The following is a 25,828-nucleotide window of genomic DNA, read 5'->3' as shown; positions in this document are numbered from 1 at the left end:
ATTACTCCGCAGCCAGCGCGGCCGAGATGCGGCCGGTGCGCTTCGCCTTGATGCGATCTTCGATTTCCTCGCGGAAATTGCGGATCAGACCCTGGATCGGCCAGGCAGCAGCGTCGCCAAGGGCGCAGATCGTGTGACCTTCAACCTGTTTGGTAACCTCGAACAGCATGTCGATCTCTTCGACCTCGGCATCGCCGGTCACCAGACGGTCCATGACCCGCATCATCCAGCCGGTGCCTTCGCGGCACGGCGTGCACTGGCCGCAGGATTCGTGCTTGAAGAATTTAGACAGGCGCCAGATCGCTTTGATCACGTCGGTCGACTGATCCATCACGATCATACAGGCGGTGCCGAACGAGGATTTCAGCTCGCGCATGCCGTCATAGTCCATGATGGCGTTTTCGCACATATCGGCAGTCAGGATCGGGCAGGATGCTCCGCCCGGGATCACCGCTTTCAGGTTCTTCCAGCCACCACGCACGCCGCCGCCATGTTTCTCAATCAGCTCGCGCATCGGGATCGACATCGTTTCCTCGATCACGCAGGGCGCGTTCACATGACCCGACATCGCGAAAAGCTTCACGCCGGCATTGTTCGGACGGCCAAAGCCCGCGAACCATTCGCCGCCACGGCGCAGGATGGTCGGCGCCACGGCGATGGATTCGACATTGTTCACCGTCGTCGGGCAGCCATAAAGACCCGCCCCCGCCGGGAAAGGCGGCTTCATCCGGGGCATGCCCTTGCGGCCTTCAAGGCTTTCCAGAAGCGCGGTTTCCTCGCCGCAGATATAGGCCCCTGCCCCATGATGCAGATAGACGTCGAAATCATAGCCGGATTTCGAGGCATTGCGCCCGATCAGACCAGCGTCATAGGCCTCGTCGATTGCCGCCTGCAGCGCCTCTTTCTCGCGGACATATTCACCACGGATATAGATATAGGCGGCAACCGCATTCATCGCGAAACCGGCGATCAGACAGCCTTCGATCAGCGTATGCGGATCATGGCGCATGATTTCGCGGTCTTTGCAGGTCGCAGGCTCGGATTCGTCGGCATTCACGACCAGATAGGCCGGACGCCCATCCGAGACCTTCGGCATGAAGGACCATTTCATCCCCGTTGGGAAGCCCGCACCGCCGCGCCCGCGCAGGCCCGACTTCTTCATCTCATCCACGATCCAGTCACGGCCTTTGGACATGATATCCGCCGTGCCATCCCAATGGCCGCGCGCCATTGCCCCTTTGAGGGAGCGGTCATGCATCCCGTAGAGGTTCGTGAAGATGCGGTCCTGATCCTTGAGCATCGCTCGCTCTCCTTACGCCCGGCGCCCGCGCCAGATCTGATACGTCACGGCCAGAGCCCAGATGAAACCGGCAATCGCTGCGAGATCGAAGAGGAACACAAACCGCGTCTCCCAGCCGAAATGCCCGCCGAGCCATTGCCCGCCCATCCACAGGATCATCGTCGCCGCAATGACAACAGCCACAAGGCGCACCTGGCGCCCGCGCTTGATGTCATGTGCCGATGGCCCTGTCATGCCCCCCGCCCTCAGTAATCGTTGGTCTTTGCCCGGATGCGGAATGCGTCCAGACCTTCAGCCATAATCAGTTTCGCCTGCGCCACCCATTTGTCACGGGTCACGCGGCCTTTGAAGCCCTTGAGATTGTGGTCAACCCAGGTGACTTCGTCATCGCTCCAGCCGGCAATCTGGTCGAAATGGAAAAAGCCGAGCTCATGGCAAAGCCGTTCCAGCACCGGGCCAATACCTTCGATTTCCTTGAGGTCATCCGCCGCGCCGCCGCGCGGCCCCTGCAGCGCTTCGGGCTGTTTGCCCTCTGCCGCCACCGGCTCCTCTGTTTTGGCAGCCGGTTTCGCGGCAGGCTCAGCGGCGGGCTTTTCTGCCAGCGCCACATCGCCCTCGCGATTGCGGATCCAGGACAGGTTGAGCGCCACTTCGGTGCCGTCGATCCGTTTGACCGTCTCGCCGATATCCACTGCGCGCTGCACCGAACCGTTCAGCGCCAGACCCTTGCCCTTATAATCGGCCAGCGAGGTCAGGCCGGTGACCGGCTCCGATGAATAGCGTCCGCTTTGCGAGCCGGGCTGCGGCACTTCGCCGTCGCGGAAGCGCGCGATCAGACCGCGCAGCACCGTGGGCGTCAGGTCTTCGTAGTAATCCTTGCCGATCTGGGCCATCGGCGCATTGGCGCAGGCACCGAGGCATTCGACTTCTTCCCAGCTGAATTTGCCATCGGCGGAAACCGTATGCGGCGCCGGTGCGATCAGCTCTTTGCAAACCTCGATCAGCTCTTCTGCGCCGCAGATCATGCAGGACGTGGTGCCGCAGATCTGGATATTCGCAACAGAGCCAACCGGTTGCAGCTGGAACATGAAGTAGAAGGTCGCGACCTCAAGCACGCGGATATTCGCCATACCCAGCATGGTCGCGATATATTCGATTGCGGGCCTGGTCAGCCAGCCTTCCTGTTCCTGCGCCCGCCACAACAGCGGGATGACCGCCGAGGCCTGGCGCCCTTCGGGATATTTGCTGATCTGCCCCTCGGCCCAGGCCAGGTTGGCGGGCGTGAAGGCGAAACTCGCAGGTTGCTCGTGGTAAAGGCGGCGCAGCATGTCAGATGATCCCGACGAAAGAAAAAACGGCTTTGATGTACAGGAGCCCGAAGGGACCATGCACAAAGAAGGGGGTCAGGACCAAAACAGGGATGAGCCCGACCAGCAGCATCAGGGGCATTTCTCCGTTTTCACGGTCAGGGCCCAGGTATTCTCCTCCAGCTCCGCCGATCCGTCGGCAAGCATTTCTTCGACGACCACGGCAGTCCAGTCTTCGCTGAACCCAAGCGGCGGCAAGAGGGTCGCCGCTTCTTCTTCGGTCATCGTGCAGCCATGGGCTTCGAGCGTCTCGGTCAGAAGCGCCTTCCAGTCGGTGCCAGCGGGCGGCGCCTCCTGAGCAGACGCCGGGAGAAGCGCGGGCCCGGCCAGCAGCATCACGGCAAGGGGGGCAAGACGGTACAGCATCAGCAGCCAAGCCCCTTGAGGCGGAAGGCGCCCTGCCCCTCTTCCACAAGGAAACCGCCGATGATCAGCTGAACCGAGGCCGCCATGGCGCTCTCGTCATTCATCCCGGTCAGGCGGTTCTGAACGGCGTCATTATTGGCCTGGGTCAGCACACAGCCCTCTGCCGCGATGGCGGCGGCGAGCTGCTTTGCCTCTTCCCCGAGTTCGGCGGTCTGGGCAAAGCCCGCGACCGGCAGGGCCAGCGCCAGAAGAGCCGCCGCGAAACGTGCCATCATCTGTCCACCTCACCAAACACGATATCCATCGTCGCGATGATCGCCGAAACATCGGCCAGCTGGTGGCCCTTGCCAAGGTAATCCATCGCCTGGAGATGGGCATAGCCCGGCGCGCGGATCTTGGCGCGGTAAGGCTTGTTCGTGCCATCTGCTACCAGGAAGACGCCGAATTCGCCCTTGGGCGCCTCGACCGCGGCATAGACTTCGCCCGCGGGGACGTGGAAGCCTTCGGTATAGAGTTTGAAATGGTGGATGAGCGCCTCCATCGAGGTCTTCATCTCGCCGCGCTTCGGCGGCGACAGCTTGCCGCGCGCCATCACATCGGTCTGGGCCGCAGGCTCGCGCAGTTTCGCGATGGCCTGCTGGATGATCTTGACGGATTCCCGCATCTCCAGCATCCGGCAGAGATAGCGGTCATAGCAGTCGCCATTCTTGCCGACCGGCACCTGGAAGGTGAACTCGTCATAGCATTCATAGGGCTGCGCACGACGAAGATCCCAGGCAAGGCCCGATCCGCGCACCATCACCCCTGAGAATCCCCAGTCCAGCGCGTCCTGTTCCGACACGGTCGCGATATCGACGGTGCGCTGTTTGAAGATGCGGTTCTCGGTGATCAGCCCGTCAAGGTCATCGACGAGTTTCGGGAAGGTCTGCGACCAGGCCTCGATATCGTCGATCAGCTTCGGCGGCAGATCCTGGTGGACGCCGCCCGGCCTGAAATAGGCCGCGTGCAGACGGGCACCGCAGGCGCGCTCATAGAACTGCATCAGTTCTTCGCGCGCGTAAAGCCCCAGAGGGCGGCGTCAGCGCACCAACGTCCATCGCGCCGGTGGTGACGTTCATCAGATGGTTCAGGATGCGGCCGATTTCCGAATAGAGCACCCGAATGAGGCTCGCACGACGAGGCACCACAGTGCCGGTCAGCTTTTCAATCGCCAGACACCAGGCATGTTCCTGGTTCATCGGCGCCACATAGTCGAGGCGGTCGAAATAGGGCAGGTTCTGCAGGTAGGTCCTGCTTTCCATCAGCTTCTCGGTGCCGCGATGCAACAGGCGATATGCGGGTCGGCGCGTTCAACGATCTCGCCATCCAGCTCCAGCACCAGACGCAGCACGCCATGGGCCGCAGGGTGCTGCGGGCCGAAGTTGATGTTGAAATTGCGGATCCGCTGTTCCGAGGTCTCGATATCCATCGAGCCGTCATCAATAGAAGTTCGGCGCATATCCTGAGAGCCAAGGCCGTTGCCGGTGCGTCCATCATTTCGGTGCCTCCGCTTTCTGGTCGCCCGAAGGATATATTCCGCGCCTTCCAGGGGGACATGAAGTCGAACTGGCGATATTCCTGCACCAGCTTCACCGGCTCGTAGACGACGCGCTTCTGCACTTCGTCATAGCGCACTTCGACATAGCCGGTGGTGGGGAAGTCCTTGCGCAGCGGATGGCCACGGAAACCGTAATCGGTGAGGATGCGGCGCAGGTCGGGATGGCCCTGGAAGATGATCCCGAACATGTCGAAGGTCTCGCGCTCGAAACCAGTTGGCACCTGGATGCAGGCTCGTGAGCGAGGGGATCATTTCCTCTTCGCGCAGCGCGACTTTCACGCGGATGCGCTGGTTCCGGTACATCGACAGGAAATGGTAGACGACATCGAAACGCGCCGGGCGTTCCGGATAATCGACCGCTGTGATGTCGATCAGCGTCGAAAAGCGACAGGTCGCCTCGTCCCGCAGATATTCAATCAGCGCAAGAAGATGCGCCGGCGTCGCCAGCAGCGTCAGCTCGCCATGAGCCACGGAATGCGACAGCACCGCGTCGGGCTGGCGCAGGGCGATGGTGGCTCCGAGTTCGTTCAGCGCGTCCAGACATCCTGTTCACCTCACCAGAGTGCCGGTGCGGCGGATCTTCCGCTGCAATTGCAACAAGCCATAGAGCAGCGCCTCGGCCGTGGGCGGGCAGCCCGGCACATAGACATCGACCGGACCACACGGTCACAGCCGCGCACCACCGAATAGCTGTAAATGGTAGTAGCCGCCGCCATTGGCGCAGCTGCCCATCGACACGACATAGCGCGGCTCGGGCATCTGGTCATAGACCTTGCGCAATGCGGGCGCCATCTTGTTCGTCAGCGTGCCGGCCACGATCATCAGATCCGACTGCCGGGGCGAGCGCGCGGCGCCATGCCAAAGCGTTCCACGTCGTAATGCGGCATCGACATCTGGATCATCTCGACCGCGCAGCAGGCCAGACCAAAGGTCATCCAGTGCAAAGATCCGATCCGGGCCCAGTTGATCACATCCTCGGTCGAGGTCAGCAGGAAGCCTTTATCCTGCAGATCACGCGAGAAGGCCGCGACATCGCCGTCGCGGTCCAGCCCCACCGTGTTGGCTCCGGTCATCACTCCCATTCGAGAGCTCCCTTCTTCCATTCATAGGCGAAGCGATGGTCAGCACGCCAAGGAACACCATCATCGACCAGAATGCGGTCATCGAGATCTCGCTGAACGCAAGCGCCCAGGGAAAGAGGAAAGCGACCTCAAGGTCAAAGATGATGAACAGGATCGAGACCAGATAGAACCGGACATCGAATTTCATCCTGGCGTCATCGAATGCGTTAAACCCGCATTCATAGGCCGAGACCTTTTCAGGGTCCGGGTTCCGGATTGCGATCACCGCAGCAGCGAGGATCAGGACGAGGCCAAGCCCCACCGCGATCACGAGCAGAATGACAATCGGAAGATACTCTCGGAGAAGCGTGTCCACGAGATGCTCCTTCAGCTGGCGTCAGCGAGCCTGCGGACCCTTTTTCGACCCGCTTGCACTCATTGGTTCGCTTTACCCCTGCCCCCGCCCGGGGTCAACCGATGGAGCGGGGTTTTCCCACCCTTCCGAAGGGGGATCACCCTTGTTTTGCTGCCTTGGACGTGGCCGCATCCGAAAAAGAATTTATGCCGTTCTGCATCGCGGCAAAGTTGCTGGCCCCGGCGTCAGAAAGTCGCAGGCAAAGGAATCACGAAAGTGATTACCCCCGTATTCCCATGAAAAACAGTAGGAAATTATCCGGTGCTATTCCTGACCTTGACCGGAGCGCCCCGGTCGCATTGGGTCAGTCCCGATCAACAGCGGAGCATCGCAATGTCCTCCCCTCTCCGGAACTGCCCCCTGGCGGTACGTCGTACAGCCCCCTTCATCGCCCTGCTGTCGGGCTTTGCCCTCAGCCTCGCGCCGGCCCTCGCGCAGGGGATTTGCGGGATCAGCGTCCGCGCGCTGCAAGAGAGCCTCGTGCGCTTTGGCGAAAGCTATCCGATCGCGCCAGACATCGATTGCGAGACCCCGGCCACGCTGCCCGCGCATAAGCTGATGTGCGACAGCCTCTATGACGATGAGCAGGAGCTCTGGCTGATGGGCAATCTGGATGACGCGGCCTGGGTCTATGCGCTGGAAAACGCGACCGGCACCGAGACAGATCACAGCAATCCACCGCGTGATGAGACCTTCATCGCCGCCCGCGATGCCTGCACCACCGAGACCTGCCTCTGCGAGGTGCTGATCGGGCACACCAATGGCTCACTTGGCGGCGAAAGCCCCTACCCGCAGTAACGCCAGTGCCGCGGGTTATCTGAGCCTGTTTTTACGTCGGGGAACCGGCGTGACAGATCTGACGTCGAATATCTGGCCCGGATCTTTGGCGCCTGGGCCCGAACGTGCCGTCCGCAACCGGAGCGGATCATCCTAAGGGCCAGTCAGGGTTCAAAACCCCTGCGGACCAGAGCAAGGCTCCGGGATACGAGCAGCGCTCATTCGATCACCGGCGCTTCGCCCGCGTCGAAATACTCGGCCTGACCGGTGATCAGCACCTCTTCCCGGATGATGCGGGCGATCAGACCCGCGTCCTCCACCGAGAAGGTCAGCGGCAGGCGCATATCCGCAAGGCCGGCGAGGATGCGGTCGGTCTTCGGGCAATGCTGTTCGCCGGCATAACGCCAATGCGGATAGCGCGAGGTGAAGGCGACCGGCTCTTCGACCCCGAACCATTTGAGCTCCACCCCCGGGCGACGCAGCGCGACAAGAGCATCCCGATCCGCGCGGCCTCCCAACCGGGCAGCGCGAACTGGAAGGACGATCCGACATGGCGCTCGGCCGCAGGGCGCCGGATCAGTCTGAGGCCGGGCGTATCGGCGAGGCCCTGCTCCATCGTCTCGTAAAGCGCGGTCCAGCGGGCGCGGCGTTCTGCCAGCAGCCCGACCTGGGGCCGCAGGATCGCCGCGCGCAGATTGTCCATCCGCCCCGAGACATTCGGGATATCAAGCCTGATATCCCTGAACGCTTCCGGCCCGGGCGCGGCGCGGTGCCGGGCATAGAGCATGTAACTGCCTGAGAGCAGGATCATTTTTGCAGCGATATCCGCATCATCCGTGATCAGGAGCCCGCCTTCGCCGGAATTCATATGCTTATAGGTCTGGGTCGAATAGCAGCCGATCAGCCCATGCCGCCCCGAGGCGACCCCGTTCCATTCCGCCCCCATCGTATGGGCGCAATCCTCGATCACGATCAGGCCGAGCGTGCCACAAAGCGCCATCAGCGCCTCCATATCGCAGCTATGGCCACGCATATGCGACAAAAGCAGGATCCGCGCGCCGGTTGCCCGGGCCTTCGCCGCCAGATCGTCGAAGTCCAGCACCAGGTCTTCGGTGATCTCGACAAAGACCGGATGCCCGCCGGCGGCCTGGATCGCGCCCGGCACGGGGGCGAGCGTGAAGGCATTGGTCAGAACCGCCTCGCCCTGCGCCAGCCCCATGGCCCGGAGCGCGCAGCCCATCGCATAGCCGCCCGAAGCCACAGCGAGGCAATAGCGCGCGCCGGTGAAAGCCGCGAATTCTTCCTCAAGTTGCGCGGCCTCGGCGATCTCGTCGCCCAGCGTATTATAGCGATGCAGCCGTCCATGGCGCAAAACCGCCAGCGCCGCCGCGATCCCTGCCTCCGGGATCGGCTCTTGCTGGGTGAAACTGCCGCTGAACCGCTCGCTCATCTATCTGCTGCCTTTACTGTGTCGCGCCCCGTCGCGCTCCGCCCCGTCGTCCCTGTCAGCCATATGAACAGCACAAGCGCAAGCGCGAGGCAGGCCCCTGCCACCCAATAGGCCACATCCGGCGATTGCCATTCGCGGCCCTCGGCCATGAAATGCCCGAAGATCTGCGAGAAGAAAACCGTGCCGAACAGCATGGCGATATTGGTGATGGCGGAAATACCGCCCTGCAACTCGCCCTGTGCGTTTTCGGGCACCTGGCGGGACATGATCGCCATGATCATCGGATGCACCAGGCCCTCGGGCCCGTGGACGAACATCAAAAAGACCACCACGCCCAGCCCGCCGGCAAGCCCGTAGCCTGTGGCCGCGATACTGGCGCAGACGAGGCCGATCAGTGCGGTGCGATGCTCGCCAAACCGGCGCACGAAGACCCCGGTCAGCCCGCCCTGGAACCCCGCCATCACCAGGCCGAACACGGCCAGCGTCAGCCCGACCATGCCCTCGGACCAGCCGAATTTCGCCATGCCCCAGAAGGTCCAGATTGCCGGATAGACCGAGGAGGCGAAGAAGAAGACAAAGAGCACCACGCAGAGCGGCACCGCCCCCGGATAGGTGCGAAAGACCCGGAAGGCGCCAAAGGGATTGGCGCGCGCCAGCTCGAACCGGCGGCGTTTTGCGGGGCTGAGGCTTTCAGGCAGCACGAACCAGCCATAGGTGAAGTTCAGGAACGAGACGCAGGCGGCGACGATAAAGGGAATGCGGGTGCCGATCTCTCCCAATAAGCCGCCGATCGCCGGCCCGATCACAAAGCCCACGCCAAAGGCCGCGCCCATCAGCCCGAAGGCGCGCGCGCGGTCTTCGGGGGCGGTCACATCGGCGATATAGGCATTGGCGATGACCCAGCTCGAGCCGCAGACCCCGGCGAGCACCCGCCCGACAAACAGCCAGAACAGCGTCGGCGCCCAGGCCGAAAGCAGGAAGTCCGCCCCCAGCCCGAACACCGCCAACAACAGAAGCGGCCTGCGGCCAAAGCGGTCGGACAGGTTCCCCGCCAGCGGCGAGCAGATGAATTGCGAGACCGCAAAGGCCGCAAACATCCAGCCCCCGATCTCTGAGGCACGGTCAAGCCCGACATGGCCCACCTCTTCGATCAGCCGCGGCAGGACCGGCATGATGATACCAAAGCCGATCATGTCCAGAAAAACCGTGATCAGAACAAAGGTGACCGCATGTTTCGAGGCGGGTCCGGGCGAAGGCTGCGAGGATGGCGAGGGCGCAGGTTCGGCGGCAAAGGGCGGGCTGTCGGCGGGCATATCACACCAGGGCGAGAGAGGGCGCCGCAAACCGCGAGGCGCAGGCGCCAGACCCTGCCTCCGCGCCTCTGCTTTGTCAAATCACCGCAAGATGACGGTTTTCGTCATTGGATACGCGCCTGCCAGCCATGCGAGATTTGCGGGCAGAATACAGGAGAGGTTTTCCCCGATGCGCTTTGCCCGTTTCCGCCCCTTCCGCCCCGCGCTCCGCCATCGCGGCTTTCCCCGCCTCCTCGCCCTCGCCGCAGCGTCTTCGCTGGTGCTGGGCTTTGCCGTGCCGGTCAAGGCCGACCTGGTGATCCAGGGCCGCGCCGCCCAGGCGCTGCATTGCGCCGCGCTCCTGTTCATCGCCTCGGAGGAGCTTTATCAGGCCGGCTATATCACCCGCGCCGATTACAGCGGGGCACAGGCCGCCTCGGTCCGGATGCTCGATTATGTCCCAGGCACCAGGGATCAGAAAGTCCAGGCCATGGGCCAGCGGTTCGAGAAACTGCTCAGCCGCAAGAGCCTGCCGCAGCTCATGACGGAATTCGACGAAACCGCGCCCTGGTGCGGCAAGACCTTCCTCTGACCAGCCGCTCATATCCCTGAACCCACCCCTCGCGGCCCTATCCATTGCGGCTCCGGCTTTCGCGCTGCGCTTTTCATCTGTCCTTAAATATCCCCGGGGGGAGCGCGGGCCTGGCCGCGGGGGGGGCTGGCCCCCTCACCTTCCCGGGGTCTGCCTTGTCAGGCCGGCTGTGTCGCCAGCCAGGCCATCAGCCGCGGCCGGATCGTTTCATCCCCCGCCGCACGCCCCGCCTCGATCACCGCCCGCACCTCGCCCAGATCGACACTGCGGATCAGCGACTTGACCGGCCCGACCGAGGCTGGCCGCATCGACAGCGACCGGAAGCCAAGCGCCGCCAAAACCAGTGCCTCGACTGGCCGCCCGGCATCCTCGCCGCAAAACGACAAGGGTGTCTCGGTCTCGGCGCAGCGCGCGATGATCTGCTCAAGGAAGGTCAGGAAACTGACATTCAGCGTGTCATAGCGTTTGCGCACCCGTTCATTCTCGCGATCTGCCGCAAAGAAGAACTGTTTCAGGTCATTGCCTCCGACCGAGACAAAATCCACCTGGTCAAAAAACGCCTTCGGCGCGAAAACCAGCGAGGGAGTCTCGCACATTGCCCCGATCTCGAGCGTCTCCGGCACCGGATGGCCCAGCGATTTCTCACGGTGGATCTCGCCCAGGACCTGGGCGCGCGCCTGCATGAACTCACCATATTCCGCGACAAAGGGGAACATCACGGTCAGAGGCCGCCCCGCCGCCGCCCGGATCAGCGCCTGCATCTGCATTCGCAAAACGCCCGGCTTATCCAGCCCCACCCGGATCGCGCGCCAGCCCATCGCGGGGTTCGGCTCGTCATTCGGCTTCATATAGGGCAGCACCTTGTCCGACCCGATATCCAGTGTCCTGAACGCGACCCGCCGCCCGCCGGCCGCTTCCAGCACGCGGGTGTAAAGCGAGGCGAGCTCGGCCCGTTTCGGCATCTTGTTGCGGATCAGGAACTGCAATTCGGTGCGGAACAGCCCGACCCCTTCGGCGCCCGATCCCTCAAGGCTCGGCAGATCTGCCATCAGCCCGGCATTCATCATCAACGAGATCACCGCGCCGCATTTCGCCTGCGCCGGCAGGCCTTTCAGCGAGGCATAGCGTTTCTGGGCTTCGGCCTGCATAGCGATCTTGTCCCGGAAGGCGCGCGAAACGGTCTCATCGGGCCGAAGATGCACGATACCCTGATCACCATCCACCAGGATATTATCACCATTAAGTGCCTCGGCGCTGATCCTTTCGGCATGGATCACCAGCGGGATCGACAGCGCGCGCGCGACAATCGCAGCATGAGAGCCGACCGACCCTTCCTCGAGCACCACGCCTTTCAGCCGGCGGCCATATTCCAGCAGTTCCGCCGGGCCTATATTGCGGGCAATCAGGATCGGGTTTTCCGGCATCGCCGCGCCCGTATCCGCGCCCTGCCCGGTCAGGATCCTGAGGAGCCGGTTCGACAGATCGTCAAGATCCTGCAAACGTTCACGCAGGTAGGCATCCGGCACCTGTTCCAGCCGCGCCCGCGCCGCCGATTGTTCTTTTTCAACCGCCGCCTCGGCCGAAAGGCCCAGGGTGATGTCTTCCTCCATCCGTTTCAGCCAGCCGCGCGAATGGGCGAACATGCGATAGGCTTCCAGAACCTGCTTCTGGTCCTTGTCAAGCTGCTCGGCCTCCAGCAGGTCATCGATCGAAATGCGGAGCTGCCCCACCGCATCGCGGATCCGGTCGATTTCCAGCAAAGGATCATCGGCGACCGGGTTCGTCACCACCACCCGCGGCTCATGCAGCCAGACCTTGCCCTCGGAGGCGCCCTCCTGGCCGGAGGTGCCGCGAAACATCAGCGACTGGCGGTGGATCGGGCGCCCGCCGCCATCATCGCCGGCAAAGGCACCCAGTTCCGTCATCTCGGCGAGCACCATGGCCACCACTTCCAGCGCATCCAGCTCGTCCTCGGAAAACACCCGCGCCTCTTTCGACTGCACGACCAGCACGCCCAGCTTCTCACCCACACGCTGCAACGGCACGCCGAGGAAAGACGAAAAGATCTCTTCGCCGGTCTCGGGCATGAAACGGAAGCCTTTTTCCGCGGGCGCATCGGCGGTGTTCACCGGCAGACCGGTGCGCGCCACGCGCCCCACCAGCCCCTCGCCCAGCCGCATCCGCGTCTTGTGGACCGCGGATTTCTTCAGCCCTTCGGTGGCGAACAGCTCAAGCGTTTCCTCATCGCGGAACAGATAGATCGAACAGACCTCGGTCGCCATGGAATCGGCGATCAGATGGGTGATGCGATCCAGCCTGTCCTGGCCTTTTCCAGGCATGGCAAGCACATCGCGCAACCGCCGCAGCAGCCTGCGGCTCTCACTCTCGGTCCGTTCGGGCATGATCGGGGCGCGACCTCCGGTTTCAGGAATTGCGAAGCGTCTGCGCCCCTTAGACCACATGATTGCGGGAAACGGAACGGTTGCTCGACGCCGCAGCGCAGCGAGTGACCGGGAGAGCCTGAATAAGCGGCAGCTCGCAGATTGTGGAGCCGGGCAGACCCGCGCGGCGACCGGCGTCAGCGCAGCCGGACAAAGGCGCGATAAAAGCTCTGAGCACCGCCGCTGACCAGCATCCGCACCGGATAGGCGTCCCGGCGCATCCCAATGACAGAGGCGCTTGCCTCCACATTGCGCAGACCGGCAGGGGATTGCTGGTTTACCACCGTGCTATAGCGCCCACCTGCCGCGTCCTGGCAGAAAATCATGCCCTGGCGCACATTGCCGCGTATGGTCACATAGGGTGCGCCCAGATAATTGGTGCCGCTGGAAACCCGACCGCCTGCACCGGTTACGCTGCAGCTGCTGCCTTTGCCGCCGCCGTTCATCGTAAAGGTAAAGACCTGCTGGCTGCGATCCGCACCTAACCGGGAGCTTCCATCCGGGCCGATACAGGCCGCAAGCGTCAAAACTGCTGCAATCCCTGAGAATTTCTTCATAAATTCACCATATATGAAAAAGCCGCACCAGACCGGTGCGGCTTCAGTAACTCATTCCTGCCTGATGCCTCAGGCCTTTTCCAGCTCGAAAGCGTCATGGAGCGCCTGAACGGCCAGCTCCAGATATTTCCGGTCGATCAGCACCGAGATCTTGATCTCAGAGGTCGCGATGACCTTGATATTGATCCCTTCCGCCGCCAGCGCCTTGAAGGTCCGCGCGGCAACCCCGGCATGGCTGCGCATCCCGATACCCACAACCGAGACCTTGGCCACATCGGTGTCGATGATCAGCTCGTCATAGGCGATCTCGCCGCGTGCCTTCGCCTCTTCCATCGCCTTTTTGGCGCGCTCGACCTGGTTGATCGGGCAGGAGAAGGTCATATCGGTGACGGCACCGCTATGGCGCTCGTCATAGTCCTTTTCCGAAATATTCTGCACGATCATGTCCACATTGACCCCGGCCTCGGCCAGCGGACCAAAGATCGCCTGGGCGACGCCCGGACGGTCTTCGATGGTGAACAGCGTGATCTTGGCCTCTTCACGCGAGAAGGCGACGCCGCTTACGACTTTCGATTCCATGATTTCCTCCTCGTCACAGACCAGGGTCCCTGAGTTCTCGTCGGTATCCTCGAACGAGGACAGCACCCTGAGGCGCACTTTGTAGCGCATCGCCAGCTCGACCGAACGGGTCTGCAGGACTTTCGCGCCCAGAGATGCCAGTTCCAGCATTTCCTCAAAGGCGATCTTGTCGAGCTTCTTCGCCTTCGAGCTCACGCGCGGGTCGGTAGTATAGACGCCATCAACATCGGTATAGATGTCGCAGCGTTCGGCCCCGAAAGCGGCGGCAAAGGCAACAGCGGTCGTGTCCGAGCCGCCCCGGCCCAGCGTGGTGATCCGCCCTTCGGGCGAGATCCCCTGGAAGCCCGCAACCACGGCAACTTTGAAACCTTCGGCGAATTTCGCATCAAGGTTTTCGCGCGGGATAGAAACGAACCGCGCCGCGCTATGGGCCGATGTGGTGTTGATCGGCACCTGCCAGCCCTGCCAGGAACGCGCAGGCACGCCCATTTCCTGAAGGCGCAGCGCCATCAGACCGGCGGTGACATTCTCGCCCGATGCCACAACCGCATCATATTCGCGCGCGTCATAAAGTTTCGAAGTGCCCTCGACCCAGCCGACCAGTTCATTGGTCTTGCCGGACATCGCGCTGACAATGACGATCACGTCATAGCCGCGTTCGACCTCTTTTTGCACCTTCTTCGCGGCATTCGCGATACGGTCGATATCGGCGACGGATGTGCCCCCGAATTTCATTACCAGAAGCGGCATCTGCACCCCCCCGAGGCCCTTTTGGGGCTCTGTACACAGGCGGGCTCTCAGTCACCCGCCAAAATCGCCGGTTTCCTATCGCCCGGGCGCGCAAGGCGCAAGGGGCTGGCCGCATTTCCCGATGGGAATCGTCGGATGCCTCCGACGGGAATATTTCCTTCAGGAGGAAGCTGATTTCCCCTGACCCAAATTCTCAGATCCCTGGCGCAGGATCTCTTGCCGCAATGCGGCGGCAACGCTAGCTTCTGGCCGGTATCAGGAAGGACCAGGATATGCAGGATATTACCGGGCAAACCACAACCGGTCACACTATGATCGGCGTCATCGGCGGCTCGGGTGTCTATCAGATCGACGGGCTCGAGGGGGCTTCATGGGTCACCGTCACAACGCCCTGGGGGGCACCGTCGGATGAGATCCTGGTCGGGCGGCTCGGCGGGCTGCCGGTTGCCTTCCTGCCCCGACACGGGCGCGGCCATGTCCACAGCCCGTCCTCGGTGCCATATCGTGCCAATATCGACGCGCTGAAGCGGATCGGCTGCACCGATATCCTCGCGGTCTCGGCGGTGGGATCACTGCGCGAGGACCGCGCACCGGGGGAGTTTGTGCTGGTGGATCAGTTCATCGACCGCACCTTCGCCCGCGAAAAAAGCTTCTTCGGCGAGGGGCTCGTGGGCCATGTCGGCTTTGCCCATCCGACCTGTGCAAGGTTGGGTGATGCGGTGGCGGAAGCGGCGCAGTCTGCGGGGATCACGCTCCATCGCGGTGCCACCTATATCGCGATGGAGGGGCCGCAATTCTCGACCCTGGCCGAAAGCCGGCTTTACAGGCAATGGGGCGCCGATGTGATCGGCATGACCGCGATGCCGGAAGCCAAGCTCGCGCGCGAGGCAGAGCTTTGCTATGCGAGCCTCGCCATGGTGACCGATTACGATTGCTGGCATCCCGACCATGATGCGGTGGATGTGGCGGCGGTGATCGCGACGCTGACCGGCAATGCCGCCAAAGCGCGCCAGGTCGTGGCGGCATTGCCGGCGACGCTTGGCGCCAGCCGGGCGCCCTGCCGCTGCGGCTGTGACCAGGCGCTTCAGACCGCGCTGATGACGGCACCTGCGAAACGGGACCCGAAGCTGGTGGCAAAGCTTGACGCGGTCGCGGGCCGCCTGTTGTAAGCTGGTCGACTGCTGTAACCGGAAGGCCCCAGATGCAAAAAACCGTCCGCGACTATATCCGCACCATCGTCGATTTCCCGCATGAAGGGATCCTGTTTCGCGATGTGACCACGCTCTTCGCCGATCCGCGCGGCTTTCGCATCTGTGTCGACCAGTTGCTCGCGCCCTGGGCCGGGATGCGGATCGACAAGGTGGTAGGGCTGGAAGCGCGCGGCTTCATCCTCGGCGGCGCGGTGGCGCATCAGCTGTCGACCGGTTTTGTCCCGGTGCGCAAAAAGGGCAAACTGCCCGGGCAGACCATAAGTCAGGCCTATCAGCTGGAATATGGCGAGGCGGTGGTCGAAATCCATGAGGATGCGCTTCTGGCCGGCGAACGGGTGCTGGTGGTCGATGACCTTCTGGCCACCGGCGGCACGGCGGCGGCCGGGATTTCGCTGATCGAACGGCTCGGCGCCGAGGTGATCGGCTGCGCTTTCGTGGTCGATCTGCCCGATCTGGGCGGGCGCAATAAGCTTGAGGCGCTCGGGATGGATGTCCGCTGCCTTTGCGCCTTTGAGGGTCTGTGACGCGCGCCGATGCGCGCTCAGAGCGGCAGCACCGCGCCCGGATTGAGGATGCCTTTCGGGTCAAGCGCCGTCTTGATCCGGCGCATCGCCGCCAGTCGGCCCGGATCGCCGTAACGCTGGAGGTCTCCGGTTTTCAGCCGCCCGATACCATGTTCGGCCGATATGCTGCCCCCGGCCGCGTCAACCATCTGATGCACCAGATCTGACAGCGCCGGCGCCAGCGCCGCATAGTCACTGCGGCTGCGGCCTTTGGCGGGAAACAGGTTGAAATGCAGATTGCCATCGCCGAGATGGCCAAAGCAATTGATCCTTACATCCGCCATTCCGGTCAGGCGGCCGCTGGCCTCCCGGATGAAATCCGGGATCGCACCGGGCGGCAGCGAGACGTCATGGCTGGAAATCGAGCCCAGACGGCGATTGGCATCGGGAATGGTCTCGCGCAGGGCCCAGAGATGGTCGGCCTGGGCCCCGGATGTCGCGATCACGCCATCGAGCACAAGTCCGAGTTCGGCGCCCTGTTCGTACAGACCCGCCATCGCGGCCTCGGCGTCAATTGCGCCGGGCAGGCCCAGCTCGATCAGCACCAGCCAGTCGGGCAGCGGATCAAAGGGGGCGCGCAGATCAAACCCGGTCTCGGCGAGGAAATCGAACCCTGCGCGTGACATCAGTTCGAACCCGGAGACCAGCCCGCCCAGCTCAGCCTCGGAAAGCCGGAGCAGCGCCTGCGCCGCTTCGGGGGAGGACACCGCCAGCATGGCGACCACGCGCTTTTTCGGGGTCGGGAACAGGCGCAGACTGGCGGCGGTGATCACGGCAAGACTGCCCTCAGAGCCGACGATCAGATCCCGCAGGTCGTAGCCGGTATTGTCCTTCCGAAGCCGCCTGAGCCCGGAAATCACTTCCCCACTGGCCAGCACCGCCTCGATCCCGAGGCACAGCTCGCGGGCGGTGCCATAGCGCAGCACCTGGGTGCCGCCGGCATTGGTCGCAAGATTGCCGCCGATCGTGGCCGTCCCTTCGGAGGCCAGCGAGAGCGGGAAAAGCCGGCCGGCGGCACGGGCTGCTTCCTGAACGGAGGCGAGCGTCATCCCGGCCTCGACCGTGATGCTGTTCTCATCCGGCCAGAGACCGCGCAGCCCCGTCATCGCCTCAAGGGACAGGATCAGCGGCACGGGCCCCTCGGGCATGACCTGGCCCGACACCAGCCCGGTGCCGCCCCCCCAGGGCAGAACGGGCACCGAAGCAGCATTGCAGGCAGCAAGGATCTGCGAGACTTCCTCGCGGCTTTTCGGAACCGCAAGCGGCCCGGGCCGGCCAAGCCATTTGCCGCGCGGCTCGGTCAGATGCCGCGGCTCTGCCGCACGCAGGCGCCCTTCTGGCAAGTGCGAGCTGAGCCGCCCGATAAAGGCCTCATTCGCCGGATTGAGCAAAACTCCGTCTCCTCTTCTCTCCGGTGCACGCGGCGCGCACCCGATTTCTTTGAAGAAATCGGTCCGGAGTTTTGAAAACTCCGGCACCGCGTCATGGCAGCGTTCCGGTAATGGCCAGTCTCAGGCTGGCCCCACATCTGTCCGTCCGCGCCGGTCCGCGCGCAGAGAGGCATAAAGCACATGGTTGCGCCAGCGTCCGTTGATCTGCAGATAGGCCTGCGCCACGCCTTCATATTTGAAGCCGGTCTTCTCCAGCACGCCGCGTGACGCCAGGTTCTCCGGCAGGCAGGCCGCCTCGATCCGGCTCAGATCCATCCGGGTGAAGGCGTGATGCACAACGCCCAGGATCGCCTCCCGCATCAGGCCCTGGCGGGCATAGGCTTCGCCCACCCAATAGCCCAGCGTCCCGGTCTGCGCCGGTCCCCGGCGGATATTGTCGAGCGTGATCGAGCCGACGATGCGCTGATCCTCGCGCCGCAGCATGACAAGGGGCAACGCGCTCCCCTGCGCCTCGGCACGCCGCGCCCAGTAGACCCTGCCCGAGAAACTGCGCCGCGACAGATGCTGATCCGACCAGACCGGCTCCCAGGGTTTCAGAAACCCTTCACTTTCACCGCGCAGCGCGCTCCATTGCCGCCAGTCATCATGGATCGGCAGGCGCAGCGTCATCCTCTCGGTCTCGATCCTGACCCTGCGCGCCAGGCCAAGCATTATGCCCGCATCCCTGCCATCATATCCGCAAGCGAGGGCGCACGGGAAATCGGTCCATAAACCGCCACCGCTGCCTGCCCTTGCAAGACCCGCGCGCCCTGCGCCCGCACTGCCTCAAGGCTGACCGTGCTGATCTTCGCAACCGCTTCGTCAAGGTCGGGAACCCGGTCCCAGATGGCGAGCAGCCGGGCATTGCGCTCGGCGCGCGAGGACGGGCTTTCCAGCCCCATCACCAGCCCCGCCGTCAGTTGCGCCTTTGCCCGCGCAACCTCTGCCTCTGACATATCCTCTGCCGAACGCCTCAGCTCCAGCACGGTCAGCTCCGCCAGTTCCCCGATCTCGGCCGCCGAAGTCCCGGCATAAATGGTGACATGGCCGGTATCCTCATAGGCGGCCGGCTGTGCGTGGATCGAATAGCAAAGCCCGCGCTCCTCGCGGATCTTCTGGAACAGGCGCGAAGACATGCCGCCGCCCATCGCCGTGGTCCAGACCTGCGAGGCCCAGACCTCGGGATCGCGAAAGCCCGGCGCTTCGAGGTTGAGCGCGAAATGCGCCTGTTCGAGATCTTTTTCTTCCCGCCGTTCGCCGGCGGTGAAGCGGGCGGGCTCTGGCGCGTCAGACCCGACCGCGGCAAGCCCGCCAAAGAGGGCCTCGGCGCGGTGCAGGATCTCAGCATGGCTGATGCCGCCCGCCGCCGAGAGGATCATACGGTCAGGACCGTAATGGCGCGCGACAAAGCCAAGGAAATCCTCGCGCCCGAAGGTCGAGACCCGCTCTTCCGGCCCCAGAATGGTGCGCCCGAACGCCTGACCGGGATAGCTGACCTCATGCAGCCAGTCGAAAATGACATCATCGGGCGTGTCATTGGACTGGCCGATCTCCTGCAGGATCACATGGCGCTCGGTCTCGATATCCTCCGCGTTGAACAGCGGGTTGAGGACGATATCCGCAATTACCTCAAGCGCGCGCGGCACGTCTTCCGACAGGCAGCGCGCGTAATAGGCGGTCATCTCGCGCGAGGTATAGGCATTGATATAGCCGCCGACATCCTCGATCTCTTCCGCGATCCGCAGTGCCGAGCGCGAGGGCGTGCCTTTAAAGGCCATATGTTCCAGAAAATGCGCAACCCCGTTCTGGGCCGCCGTCTCATGGCGCCCCCCGGCTCCGACCCAGATCCCGACCGAGGCCGATTTCAGGCCAGGCATGGATTCGGTCACAATGCGAAATCCGTTGGAAAGCGTATGGATCTGGACGGTCAAGGCTGGTTCCGTTCACAAGCGGGACAATCCGGGCGTCTTACACCCGGGGCAAGCGTGAGAAAAGGGGGCGCTGTGCCCCCCTTCCCGCAGGTCGCCGCGCTCAGCCAAGCCTTGCGCGGATCAGGGTCTTGAGCGCCTCAAGGTCATTGGGCACCCGCGTCACCCGTTCGTCGCGGTCAAAGAGATCCGCCATCCGCGGCGGCAGGCCCGGACGAATGCTGGTCGCCTTCGCCACCGCATCGGGGAACTTCGCGGGATGCGCGGTAGCGAGCGTCACCATCGGCACCTCCGGGTGGAGGTGCTGGTGCGCCGTTCCGACGCTTACACCAACTGCTGAATGCGGGCAGAGGAGCTCTCCGGTCTGCGCAAGCGTGGTCGCGATGGTCTCATAGGTCCGCGCCTCATCCACAGCGCCGCTGTCATAGACATTGGTCAGCGCCGTCATCGCGTTTTGCGACAGCGAGAAACCGCCATTCGCGGACAGCTCTGCCATCAGTTCCCGGATCGCAGCACCATCCCTGCCATGCGCCCAGAACAGTGCGCGCTCGAAATTCGATGAGACCTCGATATCCATCGACGGGCTGATCGTCGGCACCACGCCATGTTTGGTATAGGCGCCGGTCTCCATGCAGCGATGCAGGATGTCGTTTTCATTGGTGGCGATCACCAAACGTTTGATCGGCAGCCCCATTTCGCGCGCAATAAAGCCTGCGAAGACATCGCCGAAATTGCCGGTCGGCACGGTGAAGCTGATCTCGCGATCCGGGGCTCCAAGTGCGAGCGCCGCATGGAAGTAATAGACCACCTGCGCCAGCACCCGCGCCCAGTTGATAGAATTCACCCCCGCCAGACGCACCCCGTCGCGGAAGTCGAAATCGTTGAACATGTCCTTCAGCCGGGCCTGGCAATCGTCGAAATCGCCCTCCACCGCCAGGGCATGGACATTGGCCTCAGACGGCGTCGTCATTTGGCGGCGCTGCACTTCCGATACCCGGCCATGCGGGAAGAGGATGAAGACATCGACATTCTTCAACCCCCGGAAAGCCTCGATCGCGGCGGAGCCGGTATCACCCGAGGTCGCGCCGACAATGGTGATGCGCTCCCCGGTCTTAGCCAGAGCCGCCTGCATCATCTGGCCGATGATCTGCATCGCGAAATCTTTGAACGCCAGCGTCGGGCCGTGGAACAGTTCCATCAGGAAATGGTTCGGGCCAAGCTGCACCAGCGGCGCGCGGGCATTATGGCCGAAGCCGGCATAGGCTTTGGCCAGCAGGGCGCGGAATTCATCATCCGCGAAGAAATCACCGATGAACGGCTTCATCACACGGAAGGCGAGATCCTCGTAGGACAGGCCGCGCAGGGATGCGATGCCTTCGCGGGTGAAATGCGGCACCGTCTCCGGCACATAGAGGCCGCCATCGCGGGCAAGGCCCGTCATCATCGCTTCGCCGAAACCGAGAACCGGCGCCTGGCCGCGTGTCGAGATATATCGCATGAGTTCCGCCCTTCAGACCTTGCGCGCCCTGATACGCCAGAGCCAGTAGAGTGTCATCCCCGCCCAGACAAGGGCCAGACCGAACCAGGTCACCGCATAGCCAAGATGATCATTGCGGAAAGCCGCTGTTGCGGGCTGCACGGTGACGCCGTCACCGGTATCCGCGCTTGCGATCACCATGACCTTTTCGGTCCCGAGATAGGCCGCCATCGCCTCGACATCGCGGCCAAACCAGAGATTGGCCGCGGTATCGGGCGCGGGCGTCGAAGAGGTCATGTCATCGGGCCAGTTCAGATTGCCGGTGATACTGGCCGCATGACCGGGGCGCAGGGTCTTGCGCGCGGTTTCCGGCACATAGCCGCGGTCGATCATGATCCGCCTTCCGTCTTCGGTAACGAAGGAGGTGATGATGCGGTAGCCCGGCCCCTGATCGCGGGTCGAGGTCAGGACATGCGCCTCATCCTGGGTGAAGCTGCCTGCAACGGTGACGGGGCGGTAGCGGTCGCGGGCGGGGTCAGGCTGCGGCGGCAGCGCCACCGGGGCCTCGGCCATCATCGCGGCCGCCTCGGCGATCATCGCCTCCTTCCAGTCCAGACGCTCCAGCTGCCACAGCCCAAGCCGGACAAGCACCCCGGTGCCGATAACGCCGATCACCAGCGCGAAAAGGATCTGCCGCATCGGGGCCTCCTGTTGGTCTTCGGGAACGGAAAACGCGGGCTCCGTTCCGGGAGCCCGCGCCAGGATCAGTCACAATGGCGGGGCTTACTGGCCCCAGACATAGATCACGAAGAAGAGGAAAAGCCAGACCACGTCGACGAAGTGCCAGTACCAGGCCGCAGCCTCGAAGCCGACATGGTTCGCCTGGGTGAAATGGCCGTTCACTGCGCGCATCAGGCAGACGAAGAGGAAGATCGTCCCCATGATCACGTGGAAGCCGTGGAAGCCGGTCGCCATGTAGAAGGCGCCACCATAGACCGAGGGCGCACCTTCGGCGTTATTGGCGAAGCCAAAGGCGGCATGGCTGTATTCATAGGCCTGCAGGAAGGTGAAGATCACGCCGAGAGCGACCCCGATGATCAGCCCGTTGATCATGTCCTTGCGGTTGTTTTCATGCACCAGGGCATGGTGGGCCCAGGTGACAGCACAACCCGACAGGAGCAGGATCAGCGTGTTGATGAAGGGCAGATGCCAGGGGTCAAAGGTCTCGATGCCGGCGGGCGGCCAGGTTCCGTCGACCCAGGGGTAGCCTTCGGTCAGCGGATAGAGCTTGATCTTGAAGAAGGCCCAGAACCAGGCCGAGAAGAACATCACTTCGGACATGATGAAAAGGATCATGCCATAGCGCAGACCGATGCGGACAACCGGGGTATGGTCGCCGGTCTGGCCTTCATTGGTCATCGCCGAGAACCAGCCGAACATGCAGTAAAGCACCATCGCAAGGCCGATCAGGAAGACCCAGGGGGTATGGGCGGTGGCTTTGAGAAGCGCGCTGCTGGTCTCAAGCACCTCGACCCGTGCGCCCTGCCAGAGCACACCGCCGAACAGCATGATGAAGGCACCGACCGCGAGCGCGAAAGGCCAGATCGACGGTGGCAGAATATGGTAGTCGTGGTTCTTTGCGTGGGCCATGGCCGGTATCCGTTCCCTCGTATCCTTTAACAGGCGTCTTCTTTCAGTTTCGTAAGTCCGGCCCGCCATCCTGGCGCGCCGCCTCTCACGTCTGTCTCAATTGGCCGAGACGGGCACTGCCGTCTCGGTTGCTGCCGGGCTGACCTCCGCCGCCGCATAGCCGTCAGGCACGGGCGTCGTGTGGAACGTATAGCTCAGCGTAATTTCTTTCAGCACCTTGCCTTCGGGATCATCCATGATCGACGGATCGACATAGAAGCTCACCGGCATCATCACCCGCTCGCCGGGTTTCAGCACCTGCTGTTCAAAGCAGAAGCAATGCACTTTGACGAAATAGCCGCCCGCGGCATAGGGGGCGACATTATAGCTCGCAGTCCCGGCGGTGACGGTGTCGAGCGGGTTATAGGCCTCGTAAAAGGCCAGCGCATTCTCGCCGATCTTCACCTTCATCTCGCTCAGCTCGGGGCGGAATTCCCAGGGCATGCCCGAGGCGCGCGAGGCGTCAAAGCGGATGGTGATCTCACGGTCGATCATTGCGGAGGAGGGTTCAGGTGCCACAAGCACCGTGCCGCCGAAACCGGTGACCCGGCAGAACCAGTCGTAAAGCGGCACCGCCGCGAAGGAGAGGCCAAGCATCACCGGAACCACCCCCGCAAGGATCAGGCCGGTTTTCTTATGCTGACGTCCTGGCTGCGGACCGCTCATGGTGTTGCCTCCTCTGCCGGCGCTGTCGTCACTGCGGCGGCGCCCGCCGCGCGCTCCGCGACAGGCACATGGTCAAAGCCCTGCACCGGCTCGCCGCGCTGGATTTTAACCATGGTCAGAACGAAGACCAGTACGACAAAGGCGAGGAGCAGCCCCGCCACGCCGACATTGCGGCCAAAGCGCCGTTTGTGAAGTTCATGTGTGGGTTGCAGAGCCATGTCTTACCAGCCTCCGAGACCATAGGGGCGCAATGCCGCCTCGGCCAGGAATGCACCGAAATGCAGGAAAAGATAAAGAATCGAGAAGGCGAAGAAGCGTTTCTCGACGCGGTAGCCATCGGCCTCGGCTGTCACCTCGTTGCGACGCCAGATCATCACGGCGCCCATCAGGAAGATCGCGTTCAGGATCAGCGCCACTGCCAGTGTCAGCGGGCCGCCAATCGACGTCATCGCGGCCCAGAGCGGCACCGGGGTCAGCAGAAGCGTATAGATGATGATATGGGCACGGGTCGATTTCTTGCCGTGGGTCACGGTCAGCATCGGCACTTTGGCCTTGGAATAGTCGCTGTTGATGAACAGCGCCAGCGCCCAGAAATGCGGCGGCGTCCACATGAAGATCAGCGCGAACATCAGCACGGCCTCAAGCCCGACCGAGCCCGTCGCCGCCACCCAGCCGATCATCGGAGGAAAGGCCCCCGCCGCGCCGCCGATCACGATATTCTGCGGCGTCCAGCGTTTCAGCCACATCGTATAGATGACGGCATAGAAGAAAATCGTGAAGGCCAGCAGCCCCGCCGCCAGCCAGTTGGTCGCAAGCCCCAGCATCAGCACGGAAAGCACCGACATCGACAGCCCGATCCCGAGCGCCTCGCCAGGCTCGACCCGGCCCGAAGGAACAGGGCGCGACTGCGTGCGCCGCATCACTGCGTCGATATCGGCATCCCACCACATATTCAGCGCGCCCGAGGCTCCGGCGCCAAGTGCGATGAAGAGAATGGCCGAAAAGGCCTCGACCGGGTGCAGATGCACCGGCGCGACCAGCAGCCCGACCAGCGCGGTAAAGACCACCAGCGACATCACGCGCGGCTTCAGCAGCTGCACGTAATCGCCGAAACTGCCCTCACCAGGCGCGCGGTCTGCACGCTCATATGAGCCGGTATCGCTCATTCCATTCCACCTTCACCTTGCGCAAAGAGGCCGTGGCTGTCGCCCGGCCCCTGCCCTGGGGTTCATTCTGCCGCAGATGTCTCAGTTCGACGCGAGCGAAACCGAGGCATCCGCTGCCGGCGTATTGGCCAGCACGACTTCGCCCGTCGCGGCCGCTTCTTTCGCCCAGGCGTCATAGGCCTGCTGCGAGACAACCTTGACCGTGATCGGCATATAAGCGTGGTCCTTGCCGCACAGTTCCGAACACTGACCAAAGAAGATGCCTTCGCGGTCGGCTTCAAACCATGCCAGCGCGATACGGCCCGGAACAGCATCCTGTTTCACCGCGAAAGCCGGGATGGTCCAGGAGTGGATCACGTCCGAGCCGGTGATTTGCAGCAGGATCTTTTTGTTCACCGGCACCACCATCGCGGTATCGGTCGCCAGAAGGAACTGTTCTTTGGTATAGCCTGCGCGCTCCAGCCCTTCGATCGCATCGGCGGTCAGGGTGCCATTGCCGACCAGCTTGCGCCCGTCTTCCAGCGTCTGATCCCAGGCATTGCCACCGATCATGAAGCTGCCAAAGGCAAGGGCCGAGCCGCTTTCATCCAGGATCTGCGGATATTCGTAGCTCCAGTTCCACTGGTTGCCGGTGATCTTGATGACCACATCGCCTTCCGGGAAGGTCTGCTGTTTCTTCAGCGCCGGCATCGAATAGACGCCGATCACGATCAGAATGATGATCGGGACCAGGGTCCATGCGATTTCCAGCGGCGTGTTATGGGTGAATTTGCGCGGCACCGGATTCGACCGGCTGTTGAAGCGCAGGATCACGATCAGCAAAAGCGCCATCACGAAGATGGTCACGACCGTGATGATCCACAAAACCATATCGTCGAGGAAGTGCTTGTCATGCGCCAGCTCGGTCGCGGCGGTCTGGAAATTCACCCCCCGGTCGACAGGCTGTCCAATGATTTCAAGGGTCTGTGCCATGGCCGACCCGGAGGCCAGTGCCGCAAAACCTGCAAGGGCGGCGCCCTTCAGAGTGGTGATCACACGCATGTCTCGTCCCGCTTCTGGGTGCGGCCTGTTGCCGCTGCCTTGAGGAAACCCTGCCCCTCCTGTCACGAAGCGGTGAGGAATCCCATTGTTTCCGCTGTCGTTCAAACCATATT

General features: G+C 63.0%; 23 protein-coding genes and 5 pseudogenes. 4 read left to right on the top strand and 24 right to left on the bottom strand.

Features of this window, described 5'->3' with window-relative positions:
- Position 1: 1 nt before the first annotated feature.
- The 9 genes and pseudogenes from nuoF to QNO18_RS08925 all read right to left on the bottom strand — a co-directional run bounded on the left by nuoF (position 2) and on the right by QNO18_RS08925 (position 6,067).
- Positions 2–1,300, bottom strand: a complete 1,299-nt coding sequence (gene nuoF / locus QNO18_RS08970; RefSeq protein ID WP_092896273.1) for an NADH-quinone oxidoreductase subunit NuoF — start codon at positions 1,298–1,300, stop codon at positions 2–4.
- A gap of 12 nt (positions 1,301–1,312) precedes the next feature.
- On the bottom strand, positions 1,313–1,534 hold the full coding sequence (locus tag QNO18_RS08965; protein ID WP_198837547.1) for a DUF5337 domain-containing protein: 222 nt from the start codon (positions 1,532–1,534) through the stop codon (positions 1,313–1,315).
- Between the two features lie 11 nt (positions 1,535–1,545).
- Entirely contained in the window at positions 1,546–2,628 is a 1,083-nt protein-coding gene (gene nuoE / locus QNO18_RS08960; RefSeq protein ID WP_283177390.1) for an NADH-quinone oxidoreductase subunit NuoE, read from the bottom strand.
- Between the two features lie 111 nt (positions 2,629–2,739).
- Positions 2,740–3,033: a hypothetical protein gene (locus tag QNO18_RS08955; protein WP_283177389.1), complete on the bottom strand. Its 294-nt coding sequence runs from the start codon at positions 3,031–3,033 to the stop codon at positions 2,740–2,742.
- A complete protein-coding gene (locus QNO18_RS08950; protein ID WP_283177388.1) occupies positions 3,033–3,305 on the bottom strand; it encodes a hypothetical protein in 273 nt (90 codons plus the stop codon). The genes QNO18_RS08955 and QNO18_RS08950 overlap by 1 nt, the downstream gene beginning before the upstream one ends.
- Positions 3,305–4,501 (bottom strand): annotated as a pseudogene (locus QNO18_RS08945) (NADH-quinone oxidoreductase subunit D). The gene QNO18_RS08950 and the pseudogene QNO18_RS08945 overlap by 1 nt, the downstream one beginning before the upstream one ends.
- Positions 4,502–4,597: 96 nt before the next feature.
- Positions 4,598–5,170 (bottom strand): annotated as a pseudogene (locus tag QNO18_RS08940) (NADH-quinone oxidoreductase subunit C); the annotation flags it as partial.
- Positions 5,171–5,179: 9 nt separating this feature from the next.
- Positions 5,180–5,712, bottom strand: a pseudogene (locus QNO18_RS25655) (NADH-quinone oxidoreductase subunit B family protein).
- A pseudogene (locus tag QNO18_RS08925) lies at positions 5,703–6,067 on the bottom strand (NADH-quinone oxidoreductase subunit A). The pseudogenes QNO18_RS25655 and QNO18_RS08925 overlap by 10 nt, the downstream one beginning before the upstream one ends.
- A 372-nt stretch (positions 6,068–6,439) precedes the next feature.
- Here QNO18_RS08925 and QNO18_RS08920 point away from each other — a divergent pair.
- Entirely contained in the window at positions 6,440–6,904 is a 465-nt protein-coding gene (locus QNO18_RS08920; protein ID WP_283177386.1) for a hypothetical protein, read from the top strand.
- Positions 6,905–7,101: 197 nt separating this feature from the next.
- Here QNO18_RS08920 and QNO18_RS08915 read toward each other — a convergent pair.
- Positions 7,102–8,333: pseudogene (locus tag QNO18_RS08915) on the bottom strand (DegT/DnrJ/EryC1/StrS family aminotransferase).
- On the bottom strand, positions 8,330–9,646 hold the full coding sequence (locus QNO18_RS08910; RefSeq protein ID WP_283177385.1) for a TCR/Tet family MFS transporter: 1,317 nt from the start codon (positions 9,644–9,646) through the stop codon (positions 8,330–8,332). The pseudogene QNO18_RS08915 and the gene QNO18_RS08910 overlap by 4 nt, the downstream one beginning before the upstream one ends.
- Positions 9,647–9,815: 169 nt before the next feature.
- On the opposite strand from QNO18_RS08910, the gene QNO18_RS08905 reads away from it, so the two are divergent.
- Entirely contained in the window at positions 9,816–10,217 is a 402-nt protein-coding gene (locus QNO18_RS08905) for a hypothetical protein (protein WP_198837555.1), read from the top strand.
- A 158-nt stretch (positions 10,218–10,375) separates the two neighbouring features.
- Here QNO18_RS08905 and ptsP read toward each other — a convergent pair whose 3' ends face one another.
- The 3 genes from ptsP to QNO18_RS08890 form a co-directional block, all read right to left on the bottom strand.
- Positions 10,376–12,619, bottom strand: a complete 2,244-nt coding sequence (ptsP, locus tag QNO18_RS08900; RefSeq protein ID WP_283177384.1) for a phosphoenolpyruvate--protein phosphotransferase — start codon at positions 12,617–12,619, stop codon at positions 10,376–10,378.
- 176 nt (positions 12,620–12,795) lie between these two features.
- The gene (locus tag QNO18_RS08895; protein ID WP_283177383.1) at positions 12,796–13,215 is read right to left on the bottom strand and encodes a hypothetical protein; all 420 of its coding nucleotides are present in this window, start codon (positions 13,213–13,215) and stop codon (positions 12,796–12,798) included.
- Between the two features lie 69 nt (positions 13,216–13,284).
- Positions 13,285–14,544, bottom strand: a complete 1,260-nt coding sequence (locus QNO18_RS08890) for an aspartate kinase (RefSeq protein ID WP_283177382.1) — start codon at positions 14,542–14,544, stop codon at positions 13,285–13,287.
- A 272-nt stretch (positions 14,545–14,816) separates the two neighbouring features.
- Here QNO18_RS08890 and QNO18_RS08885 point away from each other — a divergent pair, with 272 nt between their 5' ends.
- On the top strand, positions 14,817–15,713 hold the full coding sequence (locus QNO18_RS08885; protein ID WP_283177381.1) for an S-methyl-5'-thioadenosine phosphorylase: 897 nt from the start codon (positions 14,817–14,819) through the stop codon (positions 15,711–15,713).
- A 32-nt stretch (positions 15,714–15,745) separates the two neighbouring features.
- Positions 15,746–16,279, top strand: a complete 534-nt coding sequence (locus tag QNO18_RS08880) for an adenine phosphoribosyltransferase (protein WP_283177380.1) — start codon at positions 15,746–15,748, stop codon at positions 16,277–16,279.
- 17 nt (positions 16,280–16,296) lie between these two features.
- Here QNO18_RS08880 and QNO18_RS08875 read toward each other — a convergent pair whose 3' ends face one another.
- The 10 genes from QNO18_RS08875 to coxB form a co-directional block, all read right to left on the bottom strand.
- Entirely contained in the window at positions 16,297–17,709 is a 1,413-nt protein-coding gene (locus tag QNO18_RS08875; protein ID WP_283177379.1) for an FAD-binding oxidoreductase, read from the bottom strand.
- A 120-nt stretch (positions 17,710–17,829) separates the two neighbouring features.
- Entirely contained in the window at positions 17,830–18,420 is a 591-nt protein-coding gene (locus QNO18_RS08870) for a GNAT family N-acetyltransferase (RefSeq protein ID WP_283177378.1), read from the bottom strand.
- Positions 18,420–19,679, bottom strand: coding sequence for a pitrilysin family protein (locus tag QNO18_RS08865; RefSeq protein ID WP_283177377.1), 1,260 nt, complete (start codon positions 19,677–19,679; stop codon positions 18,420–18,422). Before QNO18_RS08865 ends, QNO18_RS08870 begins: the two co-directional genes overlap by 1 nt.
- A gap of 100 nt (positions 19,680–19,779) precedes the next feature.
- Positions 19,780–21,174, bottom strand: a complete 1,395-nt coding sequence (gene thrC, locus QNO18_RS08860) for a threonine synthase (RefSeq protein ID WP_283177376.1) — start codon at positions 21,172–21,174, stop codon at positions 19,780–19,782.
- Between the two features lie 12 nt (positions 21,175–21,186).
- A complete protein-coding gene (locus QNO18_RS08855) occupies positions 21,187–21,852 on the bottom strand; it encodes an SURF1 family protein (protein WP_283177375.1) in 666 nt (221 codons plus the stop codon).
- Positions 21,853–21,936: 84 nt separating this feature from the next.
- The gene (locus QNO18_RS08850; protein ID WP_283177374.1) at positions 21,937–22,803 is read right to left on the bottom strand and encodes a cytochrome c oxidase subunit 3; all 867 of its coding nucleotides are present in this window, start codon (positions 22,801–22,803) and stop codon (positions 21,937–21,939) included.
- Between the two features lie 96 nt (positions 22,804–22,899).
- Positions 22,900–23,508 carry a cytochrome c oxidase assembly protein gene (locus QNO18_RS08845; protein WP_283177373.1) on the bottom strand — a complete coding sequence of 203 codons (609 nt, stop codon included), beginning with the start codon at positions 23,506–23,508 and terminating at the stop codon, positions 22,900–22,902.
- A complete protein-coding gene (locus QNO18_RS08840; protein ID WP_283177372.1) occupies positions 23,505–23,726 on the bottom strand; it encodes a hypothetical protein in 222 nt (73 codons plus the stop codon). Before QNO18_RS08840 ends, QNO18_RS08845 begins: the two co-directional genes overlap by 4 nt.
- Before the next feature lie 3 nt (positions 23,727–23,729).
- Positions 23,730–24,674, bottom strand: a complete 945-nt coding sequence (gene cyoE, locus QNO18_RS08835; protein WP_283177371.1) for a heme o synthase — start codon at positions 24,672–24,674, stop codon at positions 23,730–23,732.
- A gap of 81 nt (positions 24,675–24,755) precedes the next feature.
- Positions 24,756–25,715 carry a cytochrome c oxidase subunit II gene (gene coxB / locus QNO18_RS08830; protein ID WP_283177370.1) on the bottom strand — a complete coding sequence of 320 codons (960 nt, stop codon included), beginning with the start codon at positions 25,713–25,715 and terminating at the stop codon, positions 24,756–24,758.
- Positions 25,716–25,828: the final 113 nt, after the last annotated feature.

The sequence above is a fragment of the Gemmobacter sp. 24YEA27 genome, assembly GCF_030052995.1.
GTDB lineage: Bacteria > Pseudomonadota > Alphaproteobacteria > Rhodobacterales > Rhodobacteraceae > Pseudogemmobacter.
The sequence above is the reverse complement of the archived record's forward strand: the minus strand, read 5'-3'. Positions and strand labels throughout refer to the sequence as shown.